The following is a 22594-nucleotide window of genomic DNA, read 5'->3' as shown; positions in this document are numbered from 1 at the left end:
TTTACTTGGCTGACAACAGCGGGAAAAATCGTCCCTGCATCTTTTCTCCCTGAGCGATCGGGGGAATGCCGTGCAGCAAGACCTCGTTACTATCGCTGCAAACGCCATCACGGAAAGCATTGATCACCGTTGCTCGCCGAGGGCGATCCGTGTGATTCGCGAACGATCCGTGCACGGTCAGCGGATGATGGAACGTCGCTTCTCCCTTCTTCAGTTCCGCCGCCACCGGATGCTGAAACTGCTCCCATTGCTCGTCGTTCAGCACATCGCGAATTGCATTCATATCGCCGGCCAATCCGGTGATCGGCAGCAAATCCCATTTGTGGCTTCCCGGCACGTACTGCACGCAGCCGTTGTCACGATCGGCGTCGTCCAGGCCGATCCAGCAGGTCAGATGCGCCATTGGCTTGGTGCGCGTCCAATACGAGTAATCTTGATGCCAGGCGACTACTCCGCCATGATTGGCCGGCTTGCAAAACAGCTGGTCATGCCAAAAGCGGACTTTGCCGTCAAGCAACTGTTCGGCCGCCGCAACAAAAGCCGGCGACCAGAGCACATCATGAAACCCAGCACCCACGCGCCAAGCGCCCAGCGCATGAAACAGCACCGTGTCTGGAGTGGCCGATTCGTTGGTGTGGTACTCATACCACAAGTCACGCCCGTCATGCTCCGATTGAAAGAACGTTTCCAGTTCTTCCCGCAGCATGTCGACCTGTTCATCCTCCAAAATCTTGACGCCGGTCAGATAACCATGCTCATGAAAAAAAGCGACTTGCTCTGCTGACAGCCGGAAGTCGCCGCTGCTGAATTTGCTGGTAAACGCGGGGGAGATCGGAGCATGCTGGTGCGAAAGATCGGCGGCCATGGGCAAAATCCAAGGGGGCGAGAAGGTTTAGGGTGAGTCACTCGTTTTCACCTTTGGACAGTCAAAAATCAAGTCCGTAAGCTCCCCCCAGATTGATTCCTTCGCCGGTCAGGTTACCCTAAGAACTTGGTCAGCCCTGGATTTTCAGCCCCCATCGACCGCCTGCCGTCCCTTCAACGCGAGCTTACCCCATGTCAAAAATCGTCTCGACTTGCTTCCTTGTCGGCATTCTCCCCTTGATCGCGCTTAGCGCCGAACCCAAGCGTGAATTACTTTGGCCAGCCGGAGCGCCCGACGCCAAAGGGGACGCCGACAATGACAAACCAACCATCACCCTCTATCTGGCCGAAGGCGCCAACAAGACCGACTGCGGCGTCGTGGTCCTGCCAGGAGGCGGCTACGGACATCTCGCCACGGGGCACGAAGGGGTCGAAATCGCCAAGTGGTACAACTCGTTTGGCGTTTCGGCGTTTGTAGTCGAGTATCGCCATCGCGGTCGTGGTTACTCGCATCCGGCGCCAATTCAGGATGCCCAGCGAGCCCTACGAACCGTCCGAGCCCAAGCCGCCAAATTTGGGGTTTCGCCCCACAAAATCGGCGTGATGGGCTTCTCGGCCGGTGGCCATTTGGCTTCGACGGCGGCAACCCACTTTGACGCCGGTGACGCCCAAGCGGCCGATCCGATCGATCGCGTCTCGTGCCGTCCTGACTTCGCGATCTTGTGCTATCCGGTGATTGCTTTTGACCAACCGTTTACCCACTATGGATCGCAGAAGAATTTGCTGGGCGAGAACCCTGACAAGGACCTTGTGAAGAGCCTCTCGAACGAAACGCAAGTGACGTCAGAAACTCCTCCCACCTTTTTATTCCACACCAGCGAAGACACCGGCGTGCCGCCGCAAAACAGCATCGTCTTCTACGAAGCGTTGCAAAAAGCGAAGGTCCCAGCCGAAATGCACATTTTCGCCAAAGGTCGCCACGGCGTTGGACTGGCCGCTAGTATCCCCGGCACCTCAGCGTGGCCAAAACTGTGCGAAGCTTGGCTCGACGGGCTAGGCATGCTCTCCACCAAACCGACAGCCGGCAAGTAAGTTACGACTGATCTTGGAGGGGGCGATTGCTTGCCGATCGCCCCCCCCTCGTTTTGACTAGTACGGCACTCTACAGCGACAGCGGTTCGGCTGGATCTCACCACCGACATAACCGTACTCTTCGCGCCAATGCTTTAAAATGGCGTTTGAAATCTGCCGTTTTCTGCTGACAAGCTTCCCATTAGCAAGCGCCGCGAACTAGATTTCACGCACCCGCCAATTTTAACTTCCTTGCGCTGGACGGCAGTAGAAATCGCATGGCGACCGCCAAGCTCATTCTTGACCAATCGCTAAGCTCCATCGTGACTTACAATCCGATGAGCGCTTCGCTGGATACCACGCTAGAAGAGCTGCTTGAGCAGGTTTACATGGTAGGGTTCCACCATTGGCCGGTCATCGATGACGATCGACATGTGGTCGGAATCGTCTCGGACGAAGATGTCGTTCGCACCGCAGCAATGTTTCAAGCGGCCAACATGTCCAATCGCTTCCGCGATGAAAGTGGGCCAATTTGCATTACAGAGTTCATGTCGCACAAGGTCTACTCGATCTCGTACGACACCACCGTTGCGACGGCGCTGCGGATGCTGCTTGACAAAGGAGTCAACTCCTTGCCGGTGACCGAAGATGAGCGTCTATCGGCCATGGTAACTTCGACCGACTTTCTGCGCGAATTTTCGTACTCGGACGACGGCGTATGCAACGCCGAGGTGAAGACCTATCTCGACCTTACGCCGGTGCTGGTCCCGTTCAACTCCAGCATTGAAGAAGTCAAGATGATCTGCGAAGCGGAAGGTGCGATTTACGCCGTCGTCATGAACGGCGATTTCCCGCTCGGCGTTATTTCACGCCGCGATATCCGTCGCGCCAAAAGTCGCGATCTGGCTCGCGTCATGTATTTGTCCGAAGACCCGAAGTCGATCCGAGCAACCGACATTATTCGCGAATCGCACTCGATTCTGCCTACCGACACCATGCATAGCGCCGCTCAGACAATGCTCAACATGCAGTTGCAAGCGCTGGTCGTCGTAAATCGCAACAACGATCTAGTTGGCGTGATTTCGCAAGAACACATCTTGCATGCGATGCTGTAGGCGATTGTTAAACCTCACGGCTTGGTGGTCAATAATTTGTGTCGCTCTAGTTCAAGCGGAAAATCGGCGTAGGTTCGCAAGCTGCTCGCTTTGGCGCTAATCACGCGGACGCGCGGAGTGTTTCCCTTGGCGGGACGATTGACTCGCTTCTCTTCCAGATCGGTTCGCTTTTCACGCCGGGCAAGGTTCGCTTTCAGATCTTGCATCTCTTTGATGTCTGACTCAAAGCGGCGGGTCGTTTCGGCGCGACTTGCGCGAACCGCGTCACGACGCTGCGTCAAGCGATTTCCTTCTCCAAGAATCACTTGATTATCGCGCTGATATTGCCCCAGCAAGATCTCGGCTCGCGCGATTTCGCGCAGCAAGCTGTCTCTCCGCCGCGGGTCTTTCGTTTGGTCGTAATCTGCTTGTAAGCGAAACAGATTATCGTTCAGACTAAGCATCTCGCGGCGCACCACCGAAAGCTGCACCTCAAGCCGTGAGATCGCATCGCTCAGCGGCGCTTCCATCCGATTAAACGCTTCTAATTCTTTGGTTAGCTCGCTGCGGAGCATGTCCATCCGCTCTTGAGCTTCGGCTTGGTCAATCTCCAGGCGCAGACGCAGATCAGAGAGCTCTTGCTTCTCTTGTTCCTTCGCCATCTTTTGATCTTCCACCGCCTGATCGCGAGCCTGATCCCCTTGGTTGGTCAAAGAATCAAACTCATTCGTCACTTCGTCATAGTTGGTTTTAAAGTCCGTCGCCCGAGCTCCGACCATCAACCGGTCAATCTTTTGTCGAACCAGCTTGCGGACTCCTTGCGAAACCTCTCCTTCGGCAGGTCCATCCAAGTAGGCGAACACGCGTCCCAAAAAACAAGCAGTAGCGCGCGTCTCGACTTCGCTTGCGTCATCCGCTTCGTCGGGTCGAATCGTGTCCGACATTTGATCGACCTTCAGCAGGCCCGACTCCGATTTTTTTTGCAGCACATAAAGCCAAATCAACCCCCTCCAGGCCACTTGATTGTCTTCATGATTGGTCGTTAGACTTTCAAACAGCGTAGTCGCTTCTTCGTACTTGTGATGCTTGATTAGCACTAGACCAAACGCCATATCCAGCGCCTCTTGATCTTCGACCGAACCGATAAACGCCGCGCGAGCTTTACGCGCCTTCTCTAACGAATCAGGCCCAATCGACCAACCTTCCTCCAAAATATCGGCGACACCGGTCGACGCGGCGGTTGCGTGATCAGGCAACGCAACCGTCGAAAGCAAAACGGCAATCACGCTTGTGAGGGCGATCTGAGGCGAAATTCGAGCGAGCACTGGCGCCGCTCCTTGTGCAAAGTAACTCTGGACATAGGAAACAATCATGGTAGAGAAACAATCAGAAACAGGCAACAAATTGCCATGAATCTTCGCTTGGATAGGCTCGCCCGACCGCTGGTGGCGCTCGGCGGCGCTTTCTTTGATAAGCGGACACATAGGCAAGATCCAATGCATTCTGATCTCTACGACCGCTGAAAATAAGAGTCTTCGAAGACTTCCAATCGTTGCGGCTGCTCGCTAGCAATGGATCCTTCAATCTTTCTGTTCCGCCGCCGAACCTCTGCCCGTGATGAGGCGTATCGTACAGCAATCCTCACCACACTTCGCCATGCGAACCTTGTGTAAACGCAATGCGAACGCCGTGCGAACTCCAGCAGCCGCTCTCCCCAGGAACACCCACCCAAGGAGCGGACCCAACAACGGCGACACATATTTGCATGTCATACAGATGTCATATTATGAAAAAAATCGGAACACGGGGCATTGCAAACCTCATGTCGGACAGATTAACTTAATGCTCGTCGCAAGTAGTCGATCCCAGGACGACAGGGCAAGCGACGATTAGATTGCCAGCGCCAGCTTACTTGACCCAAAGCCCAGCCGATCGCAATGGATGCACAAAGATCGTTCTGACGCTTTTATCGCCGCGCCGAACTGACGAGAGTAGAAGGAGCTCCCCCCGTTAATTTCAGTTCAAAGCGCACCCTCGCGAATGATTGCAACGCGTGCGTTTCTTTGCCGACGAATGATTTGCTTTGAGCGTGGATGATCCGTCTGAAGCATTTCTATTCTCTGCCCATTCGCCATTGCTTCCCAGCTTGAACTTCGCATGTTGCGAAGTCGCGATCGGGAGGACTCTCTGCGCGAAGGGCATCTTATACCAACTTTCTTTTGCCATATCTATTTGAAGGATTCGATATGACGATGAAGAATCAATCTCGCATGCGACGTAATGCTTTTAGTATGGGATCCGAACGCCTGGAAGAGCGCCGCGTGATGGATGCGTCGGCTCCCAACTTTGATCTTTCGGGCGTCGAAGCCGAAACTGCCTACGTGGGCGATCAATATTCGCTCGATCTCATGGCCGCCGGCGGCACGATCACCGAGGGACAGTTCAGCTTTGTCCTAGATCCGGATCCCGACCAAACCCCTGCTGGAGCCACAATTTCGCCCGAAGGCGTCATCCATTGGACTCCGTCGATGGATCAGGTCGGCTCGCACACGTTTCGCATCATTGCGATGAACAACGATTCGCCGCAAAGAGGTGATTTTGAGTCGATCACTATCGAAGTTTCGCTCGGCGAGCCCACGGTCGATCTCAACGGCGAAGATGCCGATGGCGGCGACTTCGCCACGACGCACCAATTTGGCCAAGGCCCGGTCAGCGTCGCCGATAGTGATATGACGGTCTCCGATCCCAACAACGGAAACCTGATGTCGGCCACGGTCAGCATCACCAATCTCGCAGATGGCGCCGCCGAATCACTGCTGGTCAACACCGACGGGACAAGTATTACCGCCGCCTATGCCGATGGCGTGCTGCAGTTGTCAGGCGAAGCCTCAGCGGCTGAGTACCAACAGGTGCTGCGAACCGTTCGCTACAGTAACACCAGCGCCACGGCCGATGTCACGCCGCGTTTGATTGAGTTTACCGTCAATGATGGCGCATCCGATAGCGCGGTCGCAACCAGTACCGTCAACGTCAATCTTCCCCCCAACCTGGCCCCGATCGCTGATCAGCAGTTGGACGCCGGAAGCGAGTTGATGTTCGAGATCTCGGCCACCGATCCCAATTCGGCGGACGAACTCTCGTTCATGATCGATCCCGAATCCCCCAGCTTCGTTTCGCTGGTCCAAGAGGTTGGATCGCGAACTGCCCAGTTGCTGCTAACGCCGGGGGTGACCGTTCCACCAGGACTGTTTGAGATTTCGATCCTCGTCTTCGACAATGCAGGCCTGGCCGATGTCGAAAGCTTCTTTGTCGAAGTCTTGGCCAACGAAGCGCCGGTCTCCCTCGACGACGCCTACGAAACCCCAGAAGATACCGCCCTCACCATCGCCGCCCCCGGCGTGCTGGACAATGATACCGATCCCGATGGCGATGCGATCAACGTATCAGAGGTCAACGGTGAAGCAGCCAATGTCGGTACGCAGATCACGCTCGACTCGGGCGCGTTGCTCACGCTGAACGCCGATGGCAGCTTTGATTATGATCCCAACGGCGTATTCGCCGCGCTGGCCGAAGGCGAAACGGCTGAAGATAGCTTCACCTACACCGCCGCCGACAGCAGCGGGCTGGTTAGCACTTCGACCGTCGTGATCACCATTGCCGGCGTGAACAATGCCCCGGTCAGCAGTGACGATACCTATGAAACGACCGAAGATACGGCACTCACCATCGCCGCCCCCGGCGTGCTGGACAATGATACCGACGCCGATGGCGACAGCCTGACCGTTGTGGACATCAACGGCGAAGCAGCCAACGTCGGTACGCAGATCACGCTCGACTCGGGCGCCCTGCTCACGCTGAACGCCGACGGCAGCTTTGATTATGATCCCAACGGCGTATTCGCCGCGCTGGCCGAAGGCGAAACCGCTGAAGAAACCTTCACCTACACCGCAGCCGACAGCAGCGGGCTGGTTAGCACTTCGACCGTCGTGATCACCATTGCCGGCGTGAACAACGCTCCGGTCAGTAGTGATGACGCCTACGAAACGACCGAAGATACGGCACTCACCATCGCCGCCCCCGGCGTACTCGACAATGACACCGACGCCGATGGCGACAGCCTGACCGTTGTGGACATCAACGGCGAAGCAGCCAACGTCGGTACGCAGATCACGCTCGACTCGGGCGCCCTGCTCACGCTGAACGCCGACGGCAGCTTTGATTATGATCCCAACGGCGTATTCGCCGCGCTGGCCGAAGGCGAAACCGCTGAAGAAACCTTCACCTACACCGCAGCCGACAGCAGCGGGCTGGTTAGCACTTCGACCGTCGTGATCACCATTGCCGGCGTGAACAACGCTCCGGTCAGTAGTGATGACGCCTACGAAACGACCGAAGATACGGCCCTCAACATCGCCGCCCCCGGCGTGCTGGACAATGATACCGACGCCGATGGCGATAGCCTGACCGTCGTGGACATCAACGGCGAAGCAGCTAACGTCGGTACGCAGATCACGCTCGACTCGGGCGCTTTGCTCACGATGAACGCCGATGGCAGCTTTGATTATGATCCCAATGGCGTATTCGCATCACTGGCCGAAGGCGAAACCGCTGAAGAAAGCTTCACCTACACCGCAGCCGATGGCAGTGGGCTGGTAAGCACTTCGACCGTCGTGATCACCATCACCGGCGTGAACAATGCCCCGGTCAGCAGTGATGACGCCTACGAAACGGCGGAGGACACGGCCCTCAACATCGCCGCGCCAGGCGTGCTCGACAATGACACCGACGCCGATGGCGACAGCCTGACGGTCGTTGACATCAACGGCGAAGCAGCCAACGTCGGTACGCAGATCACGCTTGACTCGGGCGCCCTGCTCACGATGAACGCCGATGGCAGCTTTGATTATGACCCGAATGGCGTATTCGCATCACTGGCCGAAGGCGAAACGGCGGAAGAAAGCTTCACCTACACCGCAGCCGATGGCAGTGGGCTGGTAAGCACTTCGACCGTCGTGATCACCATTGCCGGCGTGAACAACGCTCCGGTCAGCAGTGATGATAACTATGAAACGGCGGAGGACGAGGTTCTCACCATCACCGCCCCCGGCGTGTTGGAGAATGATACCGACGCTGATGGTGATAGCTTGACGGTCGTTCAGGTCAACGGCGAGACGGTCAATGTAGGGACTCCGATTATGCTCGGGTCTGGCGCGTTACTGACCCTCAATGCCGATGGCAGCTTTGCCTACGATCCCAACGGCGTATTCGATTCGATGTCCGATGGACAAGTCTCGATGGAAAGCTTCATGTACACTGCCGCCGACAGCAGTGGTCTCACGAGCTCTTCCCGAGTCCTGATCATTATCAACGGCGTCAACAGCACCCCGTTCAGCAGCGATGACGCCTACGAAACAGCGGAGGACACGGCCCTCAACATCGCAGCACCAGGCGTGCTCGATAATGATACCGACGCTGATGGCGATGTGTTAAACGTGCTTGATGTGAACGGCGAGCCGGCCAACATCGGTACGCAGATCACGCTCGCTTCCGGCGCGTTGCTCACGATGAACGCCGATGGCAGCTTTGATTATGACCCGAATGGCGCCTTCAATGCGTTGGTTGATGGTGAAACGGCGGAAGATAGCTTCACTTATACCGCTGCCGATGGCACCGGGCTGGTAAGCACTTCGACCGTGGTCATCACCATCACCGGCGTCAACAATGCTCCGGTCAGCAGTGATGACGCCTATGAAACGGCTGAAGATCTGCTGTTGAACGTGGGATTGCCAGGCGTGCTGGACAATGACACCGACGCCGATGGCGATAGCCTGACGGTCGTGGACATCAACGGCGAAGCAGCCAACGTCGGTACGCAGATCACGCTCGACTCGGGCGCGTTGCTCACGATGAACGCCGACGGCAGCTTTGATTATGATCCCAACGGCGCTTTCGCCGCGCTGGCCGAAGGAGAGACTGCCGAAGAAAGCTTCACCTACACCGCTGCCGATGGCACCGGGCTGGTAAGCACTTCGACCGTGGTCATCACCATCACCGGCGTCAACAATGCTCCGGTCAGCAGTGACGACGCCTATGAAACGGCTGAAGATCTGCTGTTGAACGTGGGATTGCCAGGCGTGCTCGACAATGACACCGACGCTGATGGCGATAGCCTGACCGTCGTTGACATCAACGGCGAAGCAGCCAACGTGGGTACGCAGATCACGCTCGACTCGGGCGCCCTGCTCACGATGAACGCCGACGGCAGCTTTGATTATGATCCCAACGGCGCTTTCGCCGCGCTGGCCGAAGGCGAAACCGCGGAAGAAAGCTTCACCTACACCGCAGCCGATGGCAGCGGGCTGGTTAGCACTTCGACCGTCGTGATCACCATCACCGGCGTGAACAATGCCCCGGTCAGTAGTGACGACGCTTACGAAACGGCGGAGGACACGGCCCTCAACATCGCCGCGCCAGGCGTGCTGGACAATGACACCGACGCCGATGGCGATAGCCTGACCATCGTTGACATCAACGGCGAAGCGGCCAACGTGGGTACGCAGATCACGCTCGACTCGGGCGCTTTGCTCACGCTGAACGCCGACGGCAGCTTTGATTATGATCCCAACGGCGTATACGCATCACTGGCCGAAGGCGAAACCGCGGAAGAAAGCTTCACCTACACCGCCGCCGATGGCAGTGGGCTGGTAAGCACTTCGACGGTGGTGATCACCATCACCGGCGTGAACAATGCCCCGGTCAGTAGTGATGACGCTTACGAAACGGCGGAGGACACGGCCCTCAACATCGCCGCCCCCGGCGTGCTGGACAATGACACCGACGCTGATGGCGACAGCCTGACGGTCGTTGACATCAACGGCGAAGCGGCCAACGTGGGTACGCAGATCACGCTCGACTCGGGCGCTTTGCTCACGCTGAACGCCGACGGCAGCTTTGATTATGATCCCAACGGCGTATTCGCATCACTGGCCGAAGGCGAAACGGCCGAAGAAACCTTCACCTACACCGCCGCCGACAGCAGCGGGCTGGTTAGCACTTCGACCGTCGTGATCACCATCACCGGCGTGAACAATGCCCCGGTCAGCAGTGATGACGCTTACGAAACGGCGGAGGACACGGCCCTCAACATCGCCGCGCCAGGCGTGCTGGACAATGACACCGACGCTGATGGCGATAGCCTGACCGTCGTCGATGTTAACGGCGAAGCAGCCAACGTCGGTACGCAGATCACGCTCGACTCGGGCGCTTTGCTCACGCTGAACGCCGACGGCAGCTTTGATTATGATCCCAACGGCGTGTTCAATGCGTTGGTTGATGGTGAAACGGCGGAAGATAGCTTCACTTATACCGCTGCCGATGGCACCGGTTTGATGAGCACTTCGACCGTCGTCATCACCATTCAAGGGGTGACCAATCTGATCGTCGAAAATGATGAGTATGTCACCGACGAGGACACGTCGCTCTCGATCTCGGCGCCTGGCTTGCTGGGCAACGATACTGACGCCGCGACGATTGTTTCAATCAATGGTGAAGCGGTCAACGTAGGCTCGCAGATCACCTTGGACTCCGGCGCGCTGCTGACGGTCAACGCCGATGGCAGTTTCGACTATGACCCCAACGGATCGTTTGAAACGCTCTCGGACGGTGAGTCGACCATCGAGTCCTTTACCTATACCGCCGATAACGGAAGCGGTACAACGGCCGATGGAACAGTGACAATCGTCATCAACGGTGTAAACGACGCACCGGTGGCCAGCGATGACAGCTTCTCGACCGATGAAGCGACCGCTTTGTCGATCGTACCGGTTGGCGTGATGTTTAATGATGTCGATACCGAAGGGTCCGCGCTGGCGATCACCGCCGTCAACGACTCTCCGGCCGACGTTGGCACGCCGATCACCTTGGCCTCCGGAGCCTTCTTGACGCTCAATGCCGATGGAAGTTTTGCCTACGATCCTAACGGCGTGTTCGACAGTCTAGCCAACGGCGAGACCGCGACCGACAGCTTTACCTACACGGTAAGCGACGGCGATGGTGGGTCAGATACCGCAACCGTAACGCTGACCATCAATGGTCTGGATACGGATAACGGAACCAATCTGCCTCCATTGAATCAGGTCCCAGGCACGCAGTCGATTACTTCGGGACAATCTCTGTCCTTTGGGCCAGAGACTGGCAACGCGATTTCGGTCAGCGACCCTGACGCTAACGGCGCCTTTGTGCAAGTGACGATTTCGGTTCAATATGGCACGCTGCAATTGGCTTCGCTCAATGCCCAGCGGATCATGTTGGTCGGTTCGTTCGAGCAGATTTCCAATCTGCTCAACAGCCTGGTCTATACGGCCGGCGACACCTTTGTCGGCACCGACACGTTCACGATCAACTCCAATGATCGAGGAGCAACCGGAACCGGCAGCCCGCGTACCGATATCGACACGTTTGACATCGTCGTCTCCCCCTCTGAATCGCTCGAAGAATTCTTCGCCGACTCTGAAATGCTAGACGACATGCTGTTCAGCTAATCGCGAAGCAGCAGTAAAAAGTAATCGAAGAGGAGCAAGTCGCCGGGACTTGCTCCTCTTTTTTTGTTCTTCCTCTTTTGAAGTTGAGCTCTATGGCACTGCTTGAAGAATGCAACACGGGCTCTACAGAAAGTGAGACAGAAAACACGGGAAGCAAGCAGCGCTGGGATAGAAAAAAATCCGACAAGGTAAAATTTTGATCTAATTGAAAACAGATCGCTCAACGCTCTTGGATCTTTGCTTTCTTCCCGTGTGGTCCGCGATTTATCCGTGGCATCCGCGTTCCATTCTTTACGAACCACCAAATAGCAAAGCCTCAAAACAGGCGCCTCGCGCTACGACGCAAGCTCATTCAACCGCACGCGCACCAACAAATCATTCAACCCCGCCGCCGCCGTCGCTTGTTCCGGCAATCGGCTCTCTTGGTGTGCTTGTTCCAACTCCGCTGTCAGCCGCTCGTACTCGCTTTGATAAAGCGTCAAGTCCGATTGCTCCAACGTTCCCTTCTCGGGCCCTTCTACCTTACGAGCAATCAGCTCTGGCAGATACGGCAACCGAAACTCTTCGTTCAACCTCCCCAAGTTCGCTTCGATCCGCCCGGTGCGCATCAAATAGATGCCGGTTAGCAAAACGCGATAAACGTACAGCAGCGGTTTGACCCGCGGGCAATCTTCTTTTTGAAACAGCTTCCACTGCGTCGCGGCGAAGCCAAGATAGTGATGCGCATGATGTCGCGTGATGCAGGCCGGCGCCAGCGAGATCAACTCTGCATGCTCTGGTGACGATTGCACCACCAGCGGCGACAGCAATTGCTCCAGCACATAGCCGTTTTTCTTTAGCATCAGCAGGAAAAACTTTTTGGCGTCGTGCGTCACCAAATCGATTTCCAGGCCATCATCCATGCCCGACTTTTCGACCGTTTCCTCCACGTCCCGCAATCCCACCACTGCGGCCAGCGGCAACCGATGTACGCCGCGCAGGTCGAAGTCAGAATCAGGCGAAGGGAATCCATACAAATGCGCGCCGCTGATCGTCGCAAACAGCAGCGGGTACGGATGCTTGGCGACTTGGTTGTATAAACGTGGATCAATGTTCATGGCAATTCTGGGGCCAGCGCGGCGCGGCGTGCTTGAATCAAAAAGTCGTTTGCTTGTTCATAGTTCGGTCGTTCTGGCAATTGAGTCGCTTGCAGCGCCGCGTCAAACTCGGCGTGCAGTTGACGGCGCCATTGTTCGGTCTCGGCCCACGCGACTTCTCCCCGCTTAATCGCCAGCAGGCGATCGCGATGCGGACCCACATCAACCGGCACTTCCTCTTCTCGTAACACGCGAATCCCGCTAATCAACAGGCGCATCAAGTGCATCACATGCTTCCACTTCACCTGACCTTGGGTTCGCAAGTCGGTCTGCATCTTCTTAAACTGCGACATCGCGTAGCCGTTGTAGGTCTGATAAACCAGCCGCGACAAAAAGATCGACCGCATCGCCAACAGCTGTTGCGCCAACGGAGTCGCCTTCTCCACCAACGGAGAATAGAGACACTCCAACACGTTGGGGTTCGCTTTCAGCGCCAGCACAATAAACTTTTGCAGCTCCCAATAGGCTTCTTGCGACTGGTCAAGCTCCAACTGCTCAGGCACGCCATACAGCGACCACTGCAAATCGGCCGGCGGCAGATAAATGCCGCGGCGGTCAATGTCCGAATTGTCATCCGCCAGCCCATACGCCTGAGATCCGACGATGCACTGCAAGATCACCCGCTGCAGCAATTCACCCGGATCCACCCCGCGCCGATCGCCGATCAGCCCCTCTTTGTGCTTGGCCAACAGGGCCAACTCGCTGGGCAATAGCGATTCTTCATACCCATCCAAAAAGCGAATCCGATAACTCCCCTGCAGATCGGCCGGCGCTTTCACGACCACTCCCACCGCGCCGCGCGGATGCAGCGTTCGCTGATGAGGCCCCACAATCTCACGTAGCGCCACCACTTGCGTGCCCGGCGAGAAAATCAAGTTGGGATGATAATGAACAGGGTCAGACACAACGATTGTTCCAAGCAAAAGAAATCAGGCGCCAATAGAAACCAGAACGCCAAACAATTTGAGCAAGACCCCAATCAACGGCCAAACGTTCGCATCGGCGGGCCTCGGCGCTCTGATTCGTCTCTGCAAACCATCCACAGCACGCAAACCTACCAATTTTCACCACCTGCGTCATCGACCGAGCTGCTGCTCGATATATTGAAAGGCGTCACCCCTTTGCCCCAGTCGGCCGCCCGCCGATAACGGTTCGCCCTGCAGGAACCCCCGATGAATCTCCCGTTCGCATCACCGCATGAAGCCGCCAAGCAGTTGAAGCAGCAGCATTTCACGCGGCTGCATGTGCTGCCTTACAATCGCTTTCGCGTCACCGACTCGACCCATTGGTGGCTCTCCCCCACCAGCGCCAAAGCCGGCTTCAAGCATGGCAAGCTGATGCTCACCCAGACAGACTGCCTGGTCCAGTCTGGCGAACTCTTCTGCGGGTGGAATGTCGAAAAAGGGTTGCTCCACCCCGGCAGTTGGCAGGCCAGCAACATCATGGACCGCAGCTGGTTTTGGCACACCTTTTTGACCTTCTCCGGCAGCGAACTAGAGAACGCAATCGACGAAGCCAGCGAAGCGACCCAGCAAAACCTGCAGCTGTACGTCGCCGCCGCGATCCCCGGCCAATCACCCGCCACGGTCGTGCTCAACGTCAACGGAACGCGTCTCACGCCTGCCGCTTACCAACCCGGCGACGGGATCCTGATCGAAGTCGCCCGCAGCAGCACGCTAGATGACTTCTTGACCGCACTTCGCAAACTCGATGGGCCCGCAACCGCTTGGCACTGGATCGACGTCGTCATCGGCCAAGCCTTCACGCTTAACAAAACAGGCGCCGACGAAACTCACCGCTGCGCCAAAATGCTAAGAGCCTTCATGCCGTGGGTACGCGCCTAACAGGGAAGTAACCTAGTGCGGTTGGAGAAAACCGGAGTTTGCTCCAACCGTTCTTGAAGACGGTGAAGCGTACAGCCTCCCAGCAGATCGGTCAGAAACAATCGCATCGCAAGCCGTTACTTCTTCCCACCCCTGCAGCTAGGCATCGCCCCACGCTCAAAAGCTTCGCCAAACTTCTCGCCCGTTGATCGGCTGAATCGCTCGTGGCGACTCGTTGCAATGCCTCTTTAAAAACTCCACGTCTTCAGGCTTCACTTCTACCAGCTGCGGAAACACGATCCAGCATTTTCCTTCTTGATTGGGATCATCCGGCGGCGTTACCCCTTTGGACGGCGTCGTCAGCGAACCGTCATACCGATAATACCGGGCACAGTCCGGCGGCAAAAACTCATGCACGTTCATCGGAACGTCCTCCTCTGCAGCGCCGTCCTGCTGCTTCTCCATTCTCTTCTGAATCGCTTTGTTCAGCCGAATGATCGACAGCGGCGTTTTGGCCTCTTCGTTCTCTTGAAAGAAGACGGCGACCAGCAGGTGAGTCGCATCGTCCGTGGGATGGTCAAACGGGTTCACGAAATGAATTTCAAACGGAAACGCTTCTCCCTCCAACTGATGCTCGCTTCCGCCCAACTGCCGCTCGCCCAGGGCCGAATGAATGTGAATCCGCTGCAACGTCGCACTCCTTCCATTCAGCGACGACGCTGGAGGCTCATTAAAATAGAAATTGTGCTCATCCTCGCCATCCGATTTTCGCCCCAGATGCCCGTATATTTCCCCAGTCGGATAGTCAAGCTTCAGATAATCGGGCGGAAATCCCCTCGGCATCGTGTCAGCATACTTAATATTGATCGGAGACTGCTGCGGCAACGACAAAGCATCTTTCGACATAGCAAGATTTCTCCGTAACTTTGTAGAAGCAAGACTGGCCACCAGCCCTCAGCATATCGGCAACCATAGCAGCGGGGCAACTATTTCCCCCGGTCAGTCGCCATGCTCAGACCCCCGCCCCCAGCCGGCCAAGCCGTATCCAAGCCTCACTCCATTCCCAAAATCGCCGCCAGCAAAACAGCAATCGACGCCACGACACAAACAACCAAATAGATCCAACCAATCACCCGCCACCGCGGCGCCGTCCGCAGCTTCAGCCATATCCAGACCGCCCAGGTCAAGCAGACCAGCAGAAAGACGCTGACGCACACGAGATCAGACAAGCGGGCTCCTCTTTCAGGTTTTCAGTTCAAAGCGCGGACGCGATGGGAGCAGCTAATGGTGAGATGCTCTTACGACGTCTTCGTCGAAAGAGCATGTCTTTGATTGGTATCGTCTTATTGTTGGATTGGGCCCGGTTTGAAGACATGCTCTTCTCGCGAAGACGCGGTAAGAACATGGCACCTGTGCTCGATTCGAAATCGTCGGCTGGGGCAGGAAATACGCCAAGGCAGCGGACAGGTTATCCGTTGATTCGACGCAATGGTGGGGTCGTCGTGGGTGAAAAGGGTGGTGCGGCCTATCCAGCAGGCACTTCGATCCCACCGACCAAAGTGCAAATTATACGACCAAACGACTTACCAGAATGCCCCTAGTGGCATGGGATCAAAGATGAGTAACATGTTGCCATTATTGTTGTTTGACGCAGTTGGAGCCGAATTGAAACTCTTCGGCTTCAAGGCGATGAAGAGCAAAAAACGCTTTGTCCGACGTGTGGGAAAACGAATAGAAGTATTTGGCCTTCCAGTTGTCCATTACTCACCCACGTATTACGTTCGTCCGTGGGCGGGGATTCGATTTGACGAAGTGGAGGAGATCTTTCATCAGACTTCAGGATTCGAGCGTGCATTCCAATCAGACACGCATACCGTTGGCATTGATTTTTGGCGTATTTTTGGGACAGACGGATATGACATCCCGCTGCAAGGAGATGCCGACGTGACGGCGGTGTCCTCGCGATTGCTCACGATCTTCCAAGAGAGATCCCTGCCATATTATGAGCAGTTCCACGATTTGCCTTCCGTTGATGCTGCCCTTAACGACCAACCGAACGAGCCATCTGTTCATGGTGGTATGCCGTCGAATCGTTGCTCAAAGGGGATTATCGTCGCCAAGCTGACTGGCCGCACAAATTACGATGAATTAGTGTCCATTTACCGTGCGAAATTGAAATTGGACAACAACGGCTATTACCTGCCAGCATTTGAACTACTGTTAGACGGGCTGGAAGGAATATCGTAACCCTCCGGCCAACCACATCTTCCCACCCATGATAGCCTGGATTTCATCACAGGCGATTCATGGTTCAGCGGGAGAATTAACATGGCGAAAGGGCCGCGGTGGGATGTTTTGAAGGAGCGGCGGTGGCGGGAGCGGAGAAATTGGTTCGAGGCGCGAAAAACCGATCCAGTGCGGGCTCATCATGCGCTGGCGCTGATTCAAAAGTTCTACCGCGTCGACCGCGATTGTCGCCGTGCGAGCGATGAGGAACGACATTCTGCGCACGAGAAAAAATTGCTGCCGATCCTGCAAGAATTCAAAACGTGGCTAGACGCCGGGCTCAAGAAGCTGTTGCCGAAAAGCCCGATCAGGCAAGTTGCGACCTATACCTTCAATCAATCAATGGGCCGCCCTAAATCGATAATGCGAATCGGGCGTTTGGTGCCATGCTCTTACGACGTCTTCGTCGAAAGAGCATGTCTTTGATTGGTATCGTCTAATTGTTGGATTGGGCCCGGTTTGAAGACATGCTCTTCTCGCGAAGACGCGGTAAGAACATGGCACCTGTGCACCTGTGCCTTGAATCAATCGCACGTTGCCGCCGCTGTAAACCGTTCGCATTTCGAAATCCTTCTCGCTGTAGAGTACTGGTGCGAAGGGAATCGTCGCTCGATTAAAGACGGAATGCGAGTCGTCGCCGCTTGCTTTGTAAGAATCGATCTAGATCTGGAATTACCTTGTCGCCAAGCGCGACTATACGACTACTTATCGGTAAAAATTGCTAAGCAGATAGAACTGCTTCGTTAACGCTTGACATGACAATTCATTACGCTCAAATAGGGAACACAAGGCCACCCCGTATTGACCATTGCTCGATCTCAAGAGGCCGAACAATTGGCGCACCGAGTCTACGGTCAGTTAATATGGCCATCCCTATAAGAAAGAAACCATCACTATGGCAGTCAAGAAAGTTCGAGTTGCAAACGGTACGGACGACGTAGATGTTCTTCGTGCCTATATCACTCACTTTGCGTCCGGTGTTCAGCTGCAGGTTGATGTCCCCAAAGGAAATTTTGCCCAAAACAACCACATGCAGACTGGAGATCGCGGTGTGGTGATTTACGAAGACTTCAATGAGAAAATAATCCTTGTGGACAAATTCGAGCTAGAGAACGACAACATTCGGGTCGATGTCAGAGGCGATGCCACCAACGGATATACCGTCTCGTACGCAATATTCTAATTCAGGACCGCGCCGGTGTGGGACTGACCTTCAGCCAGTGTCTTCGCTGGAAGCAGCAAACAAATCTGGTCCTATCTTGTTGAGCAATTTTGATTGACTCAAAAGTAAGAGCACTGGCTCTGGCCAGTGCCACACCATTCGTCACACTACAGCTCATCTCACACCACCACGTCACAAACTTCTCGACAGCTCGGATAGTTCCCACAGCCCCAAAAAAACCTTTCCCGCCTTCGCCTAGGTGCCTTGAGTCAATCGCACGTTGCCGCCGCTATAAACCGTTCGCATAATCGAAATCCTTCGCTTTGATGAGCACTGGCGCGAAGGAAAACGTCTCTCGATTGACGTGCGAACGCAAGTCACTGCCGATCAATTTGCGTGAATCGTTCTAGCTCTGGAACTATTCAAGCAACCTTGGTGCATCTACCATGTTCTTCAGTGTTTCTTTCACCGGATCGGTAACCCTTGTATAAGCATGAAACTCAGATGAGCAAGGCATTTGACGCATGGGCGATGGTTACTGATAGCGACAAAGAATTGATCGATGCAATCTTAGAAGGCCTTAAAGCGCCTCTTCACGATCTCGCGTCACGGCTCTTTTTAGAGTCGGATCGAGGCTGCCTAATCTTGGCACAAACAACCATGGACTTAATTTTGGCACATATGCTCGGCATGGTATTTGACTCGCAGTGTGACCCCCCGATGACAAAGAAAGAGCGAAATGAGATTTTCAGTGGTGTGCATGCCCCGCTTCAAGGCTTCTCGTCTCGTGTAAAAGTCGCCAGAGGACTTGGAGTAATATCAAAAGAAGAAGCTGCAATTTTATCGAAGTTTAATAAAATGCGAGTTACTGCTGCGCACAGCTCCGAAGTGATCAAAATCCTAGAAGAGGAGTTAAATCTGCTCCTGCAGACAGCTGGAAATGGAATAGTGTTCCGCGTCGCATTTGTTTTAGGCTTGGCGAAAGGGGCTGTCGAAGTGGCGAGAAATCACCGAGGCAATGAGGGAGTACAGGATCTACTTCGGGACTGGAAACTCCCGACCGGGTGTTTTGATTCTCAAGAGAGAATGTTTTTTGTTGGATCGGCAGTGGCATTCGTCGGCCTCCTTGAAATTCGCAAGTCGATCATGCAAAACCGGTTGATCACTTCGGAGTCCTAAGCTTTAAGCTTACCTAATTATCCAATGATCGAAATCTCAATTTCGGCATCTAGATCCTGCGCTTCGTTCGTCTCGAACGGAATCGAAATCAGATACTTGCCCACGCTCGATTTGCCACCAACGAAGGCGGTGTAGCACCGGCCTTCAGCCAGTGTCTTCACTGGAAGCAACAAACGGATCTGGCCCTATCTTGGTGTGCAATTTTGCTTGACTCAAAAGAAAGAGCACTGGCTCTGGCCAGTGCCACACCATTCGTCACTTCACAGCGCATCTCACCTCACCTCACGTCACAAACTTCCCGGCACTTCGGATAGTTCACACAGCCCCAAAACACCTTTCCCGCGTTCGCTCCGCGGGTTGCTTTGCGCTCGATCATAGGGATGTTGCACTTGGGGCAGATTGGTGTTCTGGCAGGCGGTTGCGGTGGCTGCTTGGCGACTGCTCCGCCGCTTACTAACTGCCGAAGCTCTGTCGGCGAATAGCCTCGGCTGGCGGGGATGCGTAGGAGTCGTAGGCCGGCGGCTGTGCAGGCGGCGTCGACCAATTGGTCTCGCTGTTGTCGATCGGCGCGGCGGTGGCTGCGGTCGTCCAGCTCGACGGCGCATTGGGGGCGCATCGTCGCTGGATCGCACAGGACGAAGTCGACATGCTTGCGGTCGATCTTGTTGCGATAGGCGACGCTCCCCTGACCAGGCACAAACAACAGATCGGCCAGATTGACCTTGGCCAGGATCGTAACGTCGCCGCCGACCGCTTGCCGCAGGACGTGATAGAACGACAGTTCGGCCGGCGAGAGAAAATCATCGCGCACGCGATACGGCAACGGATGGCCTGCATCGACCGGCTCGGCCATCGCGGCGAGATCGATTCCGAACAGCCGCAGAATCATCGTCAGGCAACCAACGGGACGTTCGCTCATGGGGCAATTCGCGGTGACCTGCGTCGCGTAAAAAGTTGGCTGCTGAAATTCGCTGCGGTGGCCGTGCCGTGCTGGCTCACCGGGTCCCCGGCCAAGGTAGCCGCTGCAAACCACAATTGCGAGGGGATTCTTTCAAGGAGGACCAAATCCCAGCAGCAGCGTCGTCCGGCAGCCGACGTGCCGCGGGTCCAGCACTTGAGGCCAGAAAGAGCATCGCGATGGATGCTGCCAGGGTTGCTCCCCCAAGTCCCCGGATCAATTGACATCGTTCTCTGGAGATCCGGGCGGCGGGGCTTTTATTTCGCCTTGAATAAGTACCAGTCTTTGCTTACAATATGCTCACACTTAACTGCGAAGTTCAAGCCAGAAAGCAGAGATCGCGGCGAGGGATTAATCATCGGGGGGTTTGGTAGGTTCAACGTGCACGCTGAAAATGGACGGGGGCGACATTTCGCCTGGGTCGCAGCCATATCACCCAAATTAACATCTAGACAACAGGAGGGAATTTCGACGAAATAGGAGCGCGGCCCAGTCCACCCGACCGCTTAGAAAAAAACACGATGGTCCAGTCCACCCGACCGCTTAGAAAAAAACACGATGGTCCAGTCCACTCAGCCGCTTGGAAAAAAACACAGTGGTCCAGTGAGGCTGTGATTTTTTCCAACCCGGCTTGGCGACACAAAATCGCGGCGCTAAAACGGGGGGATGGATAATTCAAACTCACAACCAGACGTTTCTCGGGTGCGCGTGAAGCGGCCGGAGCGGTTTCAAGTTCAGTTTCGGGATGCTTCGTTGGATCAGATGATTCCGCGGGATCATCGCGTCCGGGCGGTTTGGGCGTATGTCGATTCGCTCGATCTGACGCCGTTGTATCAGAAGATTCGCGTCGTCGAAGGATCGGCCGGACGCGATGCCGTTGATCCAAAAATCTTGATGGCGTTGTGGATGTTCGCCATTATTGAAGGGATCAGCAGCGCTCGACATGTGGCTCGACTGTGTACGCGCGACTTGGCTTACTTGTGGATTTGCGGCGATGTCGGCGTCAATTATCACCTGCTGGCAGACTTTCGTACGATGCATGGCGAGTTCCTCGATGAATTGCTGACTGACACGATTGCGACGCTGCTGCACCAGAATATTGTCACGCTGGAAACGGTTGCTCAAGACGGCATGCGAGTGCGGGCCAGCGCCGGCACCAGCTCGTTCTTTCGTCAGCAGACGCTGGAAAAATGCCGTGAGGAAGCGGCGGCGCAAGTGCAAAAGCTGCGTGACGAAAGCGACGACAATTCGGATAACGGCGTTAGCGACGCTCGCCGCAAGGCGGCGCAAGAGCGGGCGGCGCGCGAACTTTTGGACCGGGTGAACAAAGCCTTGGAAGAATTGCCGGAACTGCAGAAACAAAAAGATCAGCAGAATAAAAAGAAGCGCAAAGAGGCGCGCTGCAGTACGACCGACCCGGAAGCACGCAACATGAAGATGGCCGGGGGCGGATTTCGTCCGGCCTATAACGTGCAATTCGCGACCGATGCCGAGACGCGTCTGATCGTTGGCGTGGACGTTAGCAACAACGGCAGCGATGGTCATCAGATGCAGCCGATGCATGAAAACCTCTGCGAGCGTTATGACAAAACTCCCCAGCATTACATCGTTGACGGCGGGTTCGCGACCCGGGGAGGAATCACGGCGGTCGAGCAAGCCGGCAGTCAAGTGACGGCTCCGATGACTTATGTCGAGCAGATCGAAAAGCGAGGGGGCGACCCGTACGCACGCCGCAAAGAGGACAACAACGAAATGGCCGCGTTCCGCAAACGAATGAAAACGGAAGAGGCCCAGGCCCGGCTAAAACAACGCCCCTCGATCGCTGAATTCCCCAACGCCGAATGCCGCAACCGGGGCCTGCAGCAGTTTCGAGTTCGCGGCCGAGAAAAAGTCCAAGCGGCGACGCTATGGTACGTCATCACCTACAACTTCATGAGGATGCTGAGTCTGGGAATCCTAAAACCGGCCTAAAAAGGAGCACCAAGCAGAGCGGAACCAAGCGACCCGCCCCCGAACGGACCGCCGCGATCCACTCCAGAAAATAGCGACCGAAAATCGAGCGACCAACCAGCCGCTAAAAAACGAAAAACGCCCGCGCGGCGAAAGGCGATGGTGACGGCGTTGGATAAACTCACAATCTCAGTCCACCCGACCGGTTAGAAAAAAACAGAGTGGCCCAGTCCGCTCGGCCGCTTGGGGAAAATAACGGTGCGGTCCGGGACGAGGGTTCAAGAGGTAATCGTTTTGCTACAAACGACTTCTGACGTTTAGTGACCAAGTTTATGGCAGCGCAAGGCCGTTGCTCGTGGCGCCCGAAGCTCGAAACGCATTCTCCAAATTAACACCCAGGCAAAATGAGAGGTTTGCCAGAAAAAACAGCGTGGGCGGTCCGGTCCACTTGGAGAAGCCAATGATGAATGTCTCCTGCGAAGAGATTTACCCGCGAGGTGGTTCGTTATTCGTGCCTCGTCATTCATTCGA

Annotated in this window: 15 protein-coding genes and 1 pseudogene; 9 read left to right on the top strand and 7 right to left on the bottom strand. The window is 55.7% G+C overall.

What is annotated here, in order from left to right; genetic code table 11:
* Nucleotide 1: 1 nt before the first annotated feature.
* A complete protein-coding gene (locus SH421x_RS13230) occupies nucleotides 2-865 on the bottom strand; it encodes a phytanoyl-CoA dioxygenase family protein (RefSeq protein ID WP_488856196.1) in 864 nt (287 codons plus the stop codon).
* A 191-nt stretch (nucleotides 866-1056) separates the two neighbouring features.
* Between SH421x_RS13230 and SH421x_RS13225 the strand changes: the two genes are divergently transcribed.
* Together SH421x_RS13225 and SH421x_RS13220 are read left to right on the top strand one after the other, a co-directional pair.
* Nucleotides 1057-1956 (top strand): alpha/beta hydrolase, encoded by a 900-nt coding sequence (locus SH421x_RS13225; protein ID WP_488856194.1) that lies wholly within the window; start codon nucleotides 1057-1059, stop codon nucleotides 1954-1956.
* A 257-nt stretch (nucleotides 1957-2213) separates the two neighbouring features.
* Nucleotides 2214-3050 carry a CBS domain-containing protein gene (locus SH421x_RS13220; RefSeq protein WP_488856192.1) on the top strand — a complete coding sequence of 279 codons (837 nt, stop codon included), beginning with the start codon at nucleotides 2214-2216 and terminating at the stop codon, nucleotides 3048-3050.
* Nucleotides 3051-3064: 14 nt separating this feature from the next.
* On the opposite strand, the gene SH421x_RS13215 is transcribed toward SH421x_RS13220, so the two are convergent.
* Entirely contained in the window at nucleotides 3065-4354 is a 1290-nt protein-coding gene (locus SH421x_RS13215; protein WP_488856191.1) for a hypothetical protein, read from the bottom strand.
* A 927-nt stretch (nucleotides 4355-5281) separates the two neighbouring features.
* Here SH421x_RS13215 and SH421x_RS13210 point away from each other — a divergent pair.
* Entirely contained in the window at nucleotides 5282-11569 is a 6288-nt protein-coding gene (locus SH421x_RS13210; RefSeq protein WP_488856189.1) for a cadherin-like domain-containing protein, read from the top strand.
* A gap of 335 nt (nucleotides 11570-11904) precedes the next feature.
* Here SH421x_RS13210 and SH421x_RS13205 read toward each other — a convergent pair whose 3' ends face one another.
* Both SH421x_RS13205 and SH421x_RS13200 read right to left on the bottom strand, forming a co-directional pair.
* A complete protein-coding gene (locus SH421x_RS13205; protein ID WP_488856188.1) occupies nucleotides 11905-12666 on the bottom strand; it encodes a nucleotidyltransferase domain-containing protein in 762 nt (253 codons plus the stop codon).
* A complete protein-coding gene (locus SH421x_RS13200) occupies nucleotides 12663-13610 on the bottom strand; it encodes a nucleotidyltransferase domain-containing protein (RefSeq protein ID WP_488856186.1) in 948 nt (315 codons plus the stop codon). The genes SH421x_RS13205 and SH421x_RS13200 overlap by 4 nt, the downstream gene beginning before the upstream one ends.
* A 267-nt stretch (nucleotides 13611-13877) precedes the next feature.
* Between SH421x_RS13200 and SH421x_RS13195 the strand changes: the two genes are divergently transcribed.
* Nucleotides 13878-14549, top strand: a complete 672-nt coding sequence (locus SH421x_RS13195) for a hypothetical protein (RefSeq protein WP_488856184.1) — start codon at nucleotides 13878-13880, stop codon at nucleotides 14547-14549.
* Between the two features lie 156 nt (nucleotides 14550-14705).
* On the opposite strand, the gene SH421x_RS13190 is transcribed toward SH421x_RS13195, so the two are convergent.
* Together SH421x_RS13190 and SH421x_RS13185 are read right to left on the bottom strand one after the other, a co-directional pair.
* The gene (locus SH421x_RS13190; protein WP_488856183.1) at nucleotides 14706-15434 is read right to left on the bottom strand and encodes a carbonic anhydrase family protein; all 729 of its coding nucleotides are present in this window, start codon (nucleotides 15432-15434) and stop codon (nucleotides 14706-14708) included.
* Nucleotides 15435-15580: 146 nt separating this feature from the next.
* Nucleotides 15581-15757 (bottom strand): hypothetical protein, encoded by a 177-nt coding sequence (locus SH421x_RS13185; RefSeq protein ID WP_488856182.1) that lies wholly within the window; start codon nucleotides 15755-15757, stop codon nucleotides 15581-15583.
* Between the two features lie 397 nt (nucleotides 15758-16154).
* Between SH421x_RS13185 and SH421x_RS13180 the strand changes: the two genes are divergently transcribed.
* From SH421x_RS13180 to SH421x_RS13165, 4 genes and pseudogenes are all read left to right on the top strand, one after another.
* The gene (locus SH421x_RS13180) at nucleotides 16155-16775 is read left to right on the top strand and encodes a hypothetical protein (protein WP_488856180.1); all 621 of its coding nucleotides are present in this window, start codon (nucleotides 16155-16157) and stop codon (nucleotides 16773-16775) included.
* Between the two features lie 132 nt (nucleotides 16776-16907).
* A pseudogene (locus SH421x_RS13175) lies at nucleotides 16908-17153 on the top strand (IS66 family transposase); the annotation flags it as partial.
* 556 nt (nucleotides 17154-17709) lie between these two features.
* A complete protein-coding gene (locus SH421x_RS13170) occupies nucleotides 17710-17997 on the top strand; it encodes a hypothetical protein (protein ID WP_488856178.1) in 288 nt (95 codons plus the stop codon).
* 483 nt (nucleotides 17998-18480) lie between these two features.
* A complete protein-coding gene (locus tag SH421x_RS13165) occupies nucleotides 18481-19155 on the top strand; it encodes a hypothetical protein (protein ID WP_488856177.1) in 675 nt (224 codons plus the stop codon).
* Between the two features lie 277 nt (nucleotides 19156-19432).
* Here SH421x_RS13165 and SH421x_RS13160 read toward each other — a convergent pair whose 3' ends face one another.
* Complete coding sequence (locus SH421x_RS13160) at nucleotides 19433-20074, bottom strand: DUF2726 domain-containing protein (protein ID WP_488856176.1); 642 nt, start codon at nucleotides 20072-20074, stop codon at nucleotides 19433-19435.
* 705 nt (nucleotides 20075-20779) lie between these two features.
* Here SH421x_RS13160 and SH421x_RS13155 point away from each other — a divergent pair.
* A complete protein-coding gene (locus SH421x_RS13155) occupies nucleotides 20780-22084 on the top strand; it encodes an IS1182 family transposase (RefSeq protein WP_488856174.1) in 1305 nt (434 codons plus the stop codon).
* Nucleotides 22085-22594 lie beyond the last annotated feature (510 nt).

The sequence above is a fragment of the Blastopirellula sp. SH421 genome (assembly GCF_057808535.1).
Note: the sequence above shows the minus strand (reverse complement) of the source record. Positions and strands in the feature narration are given on the sequence as shown.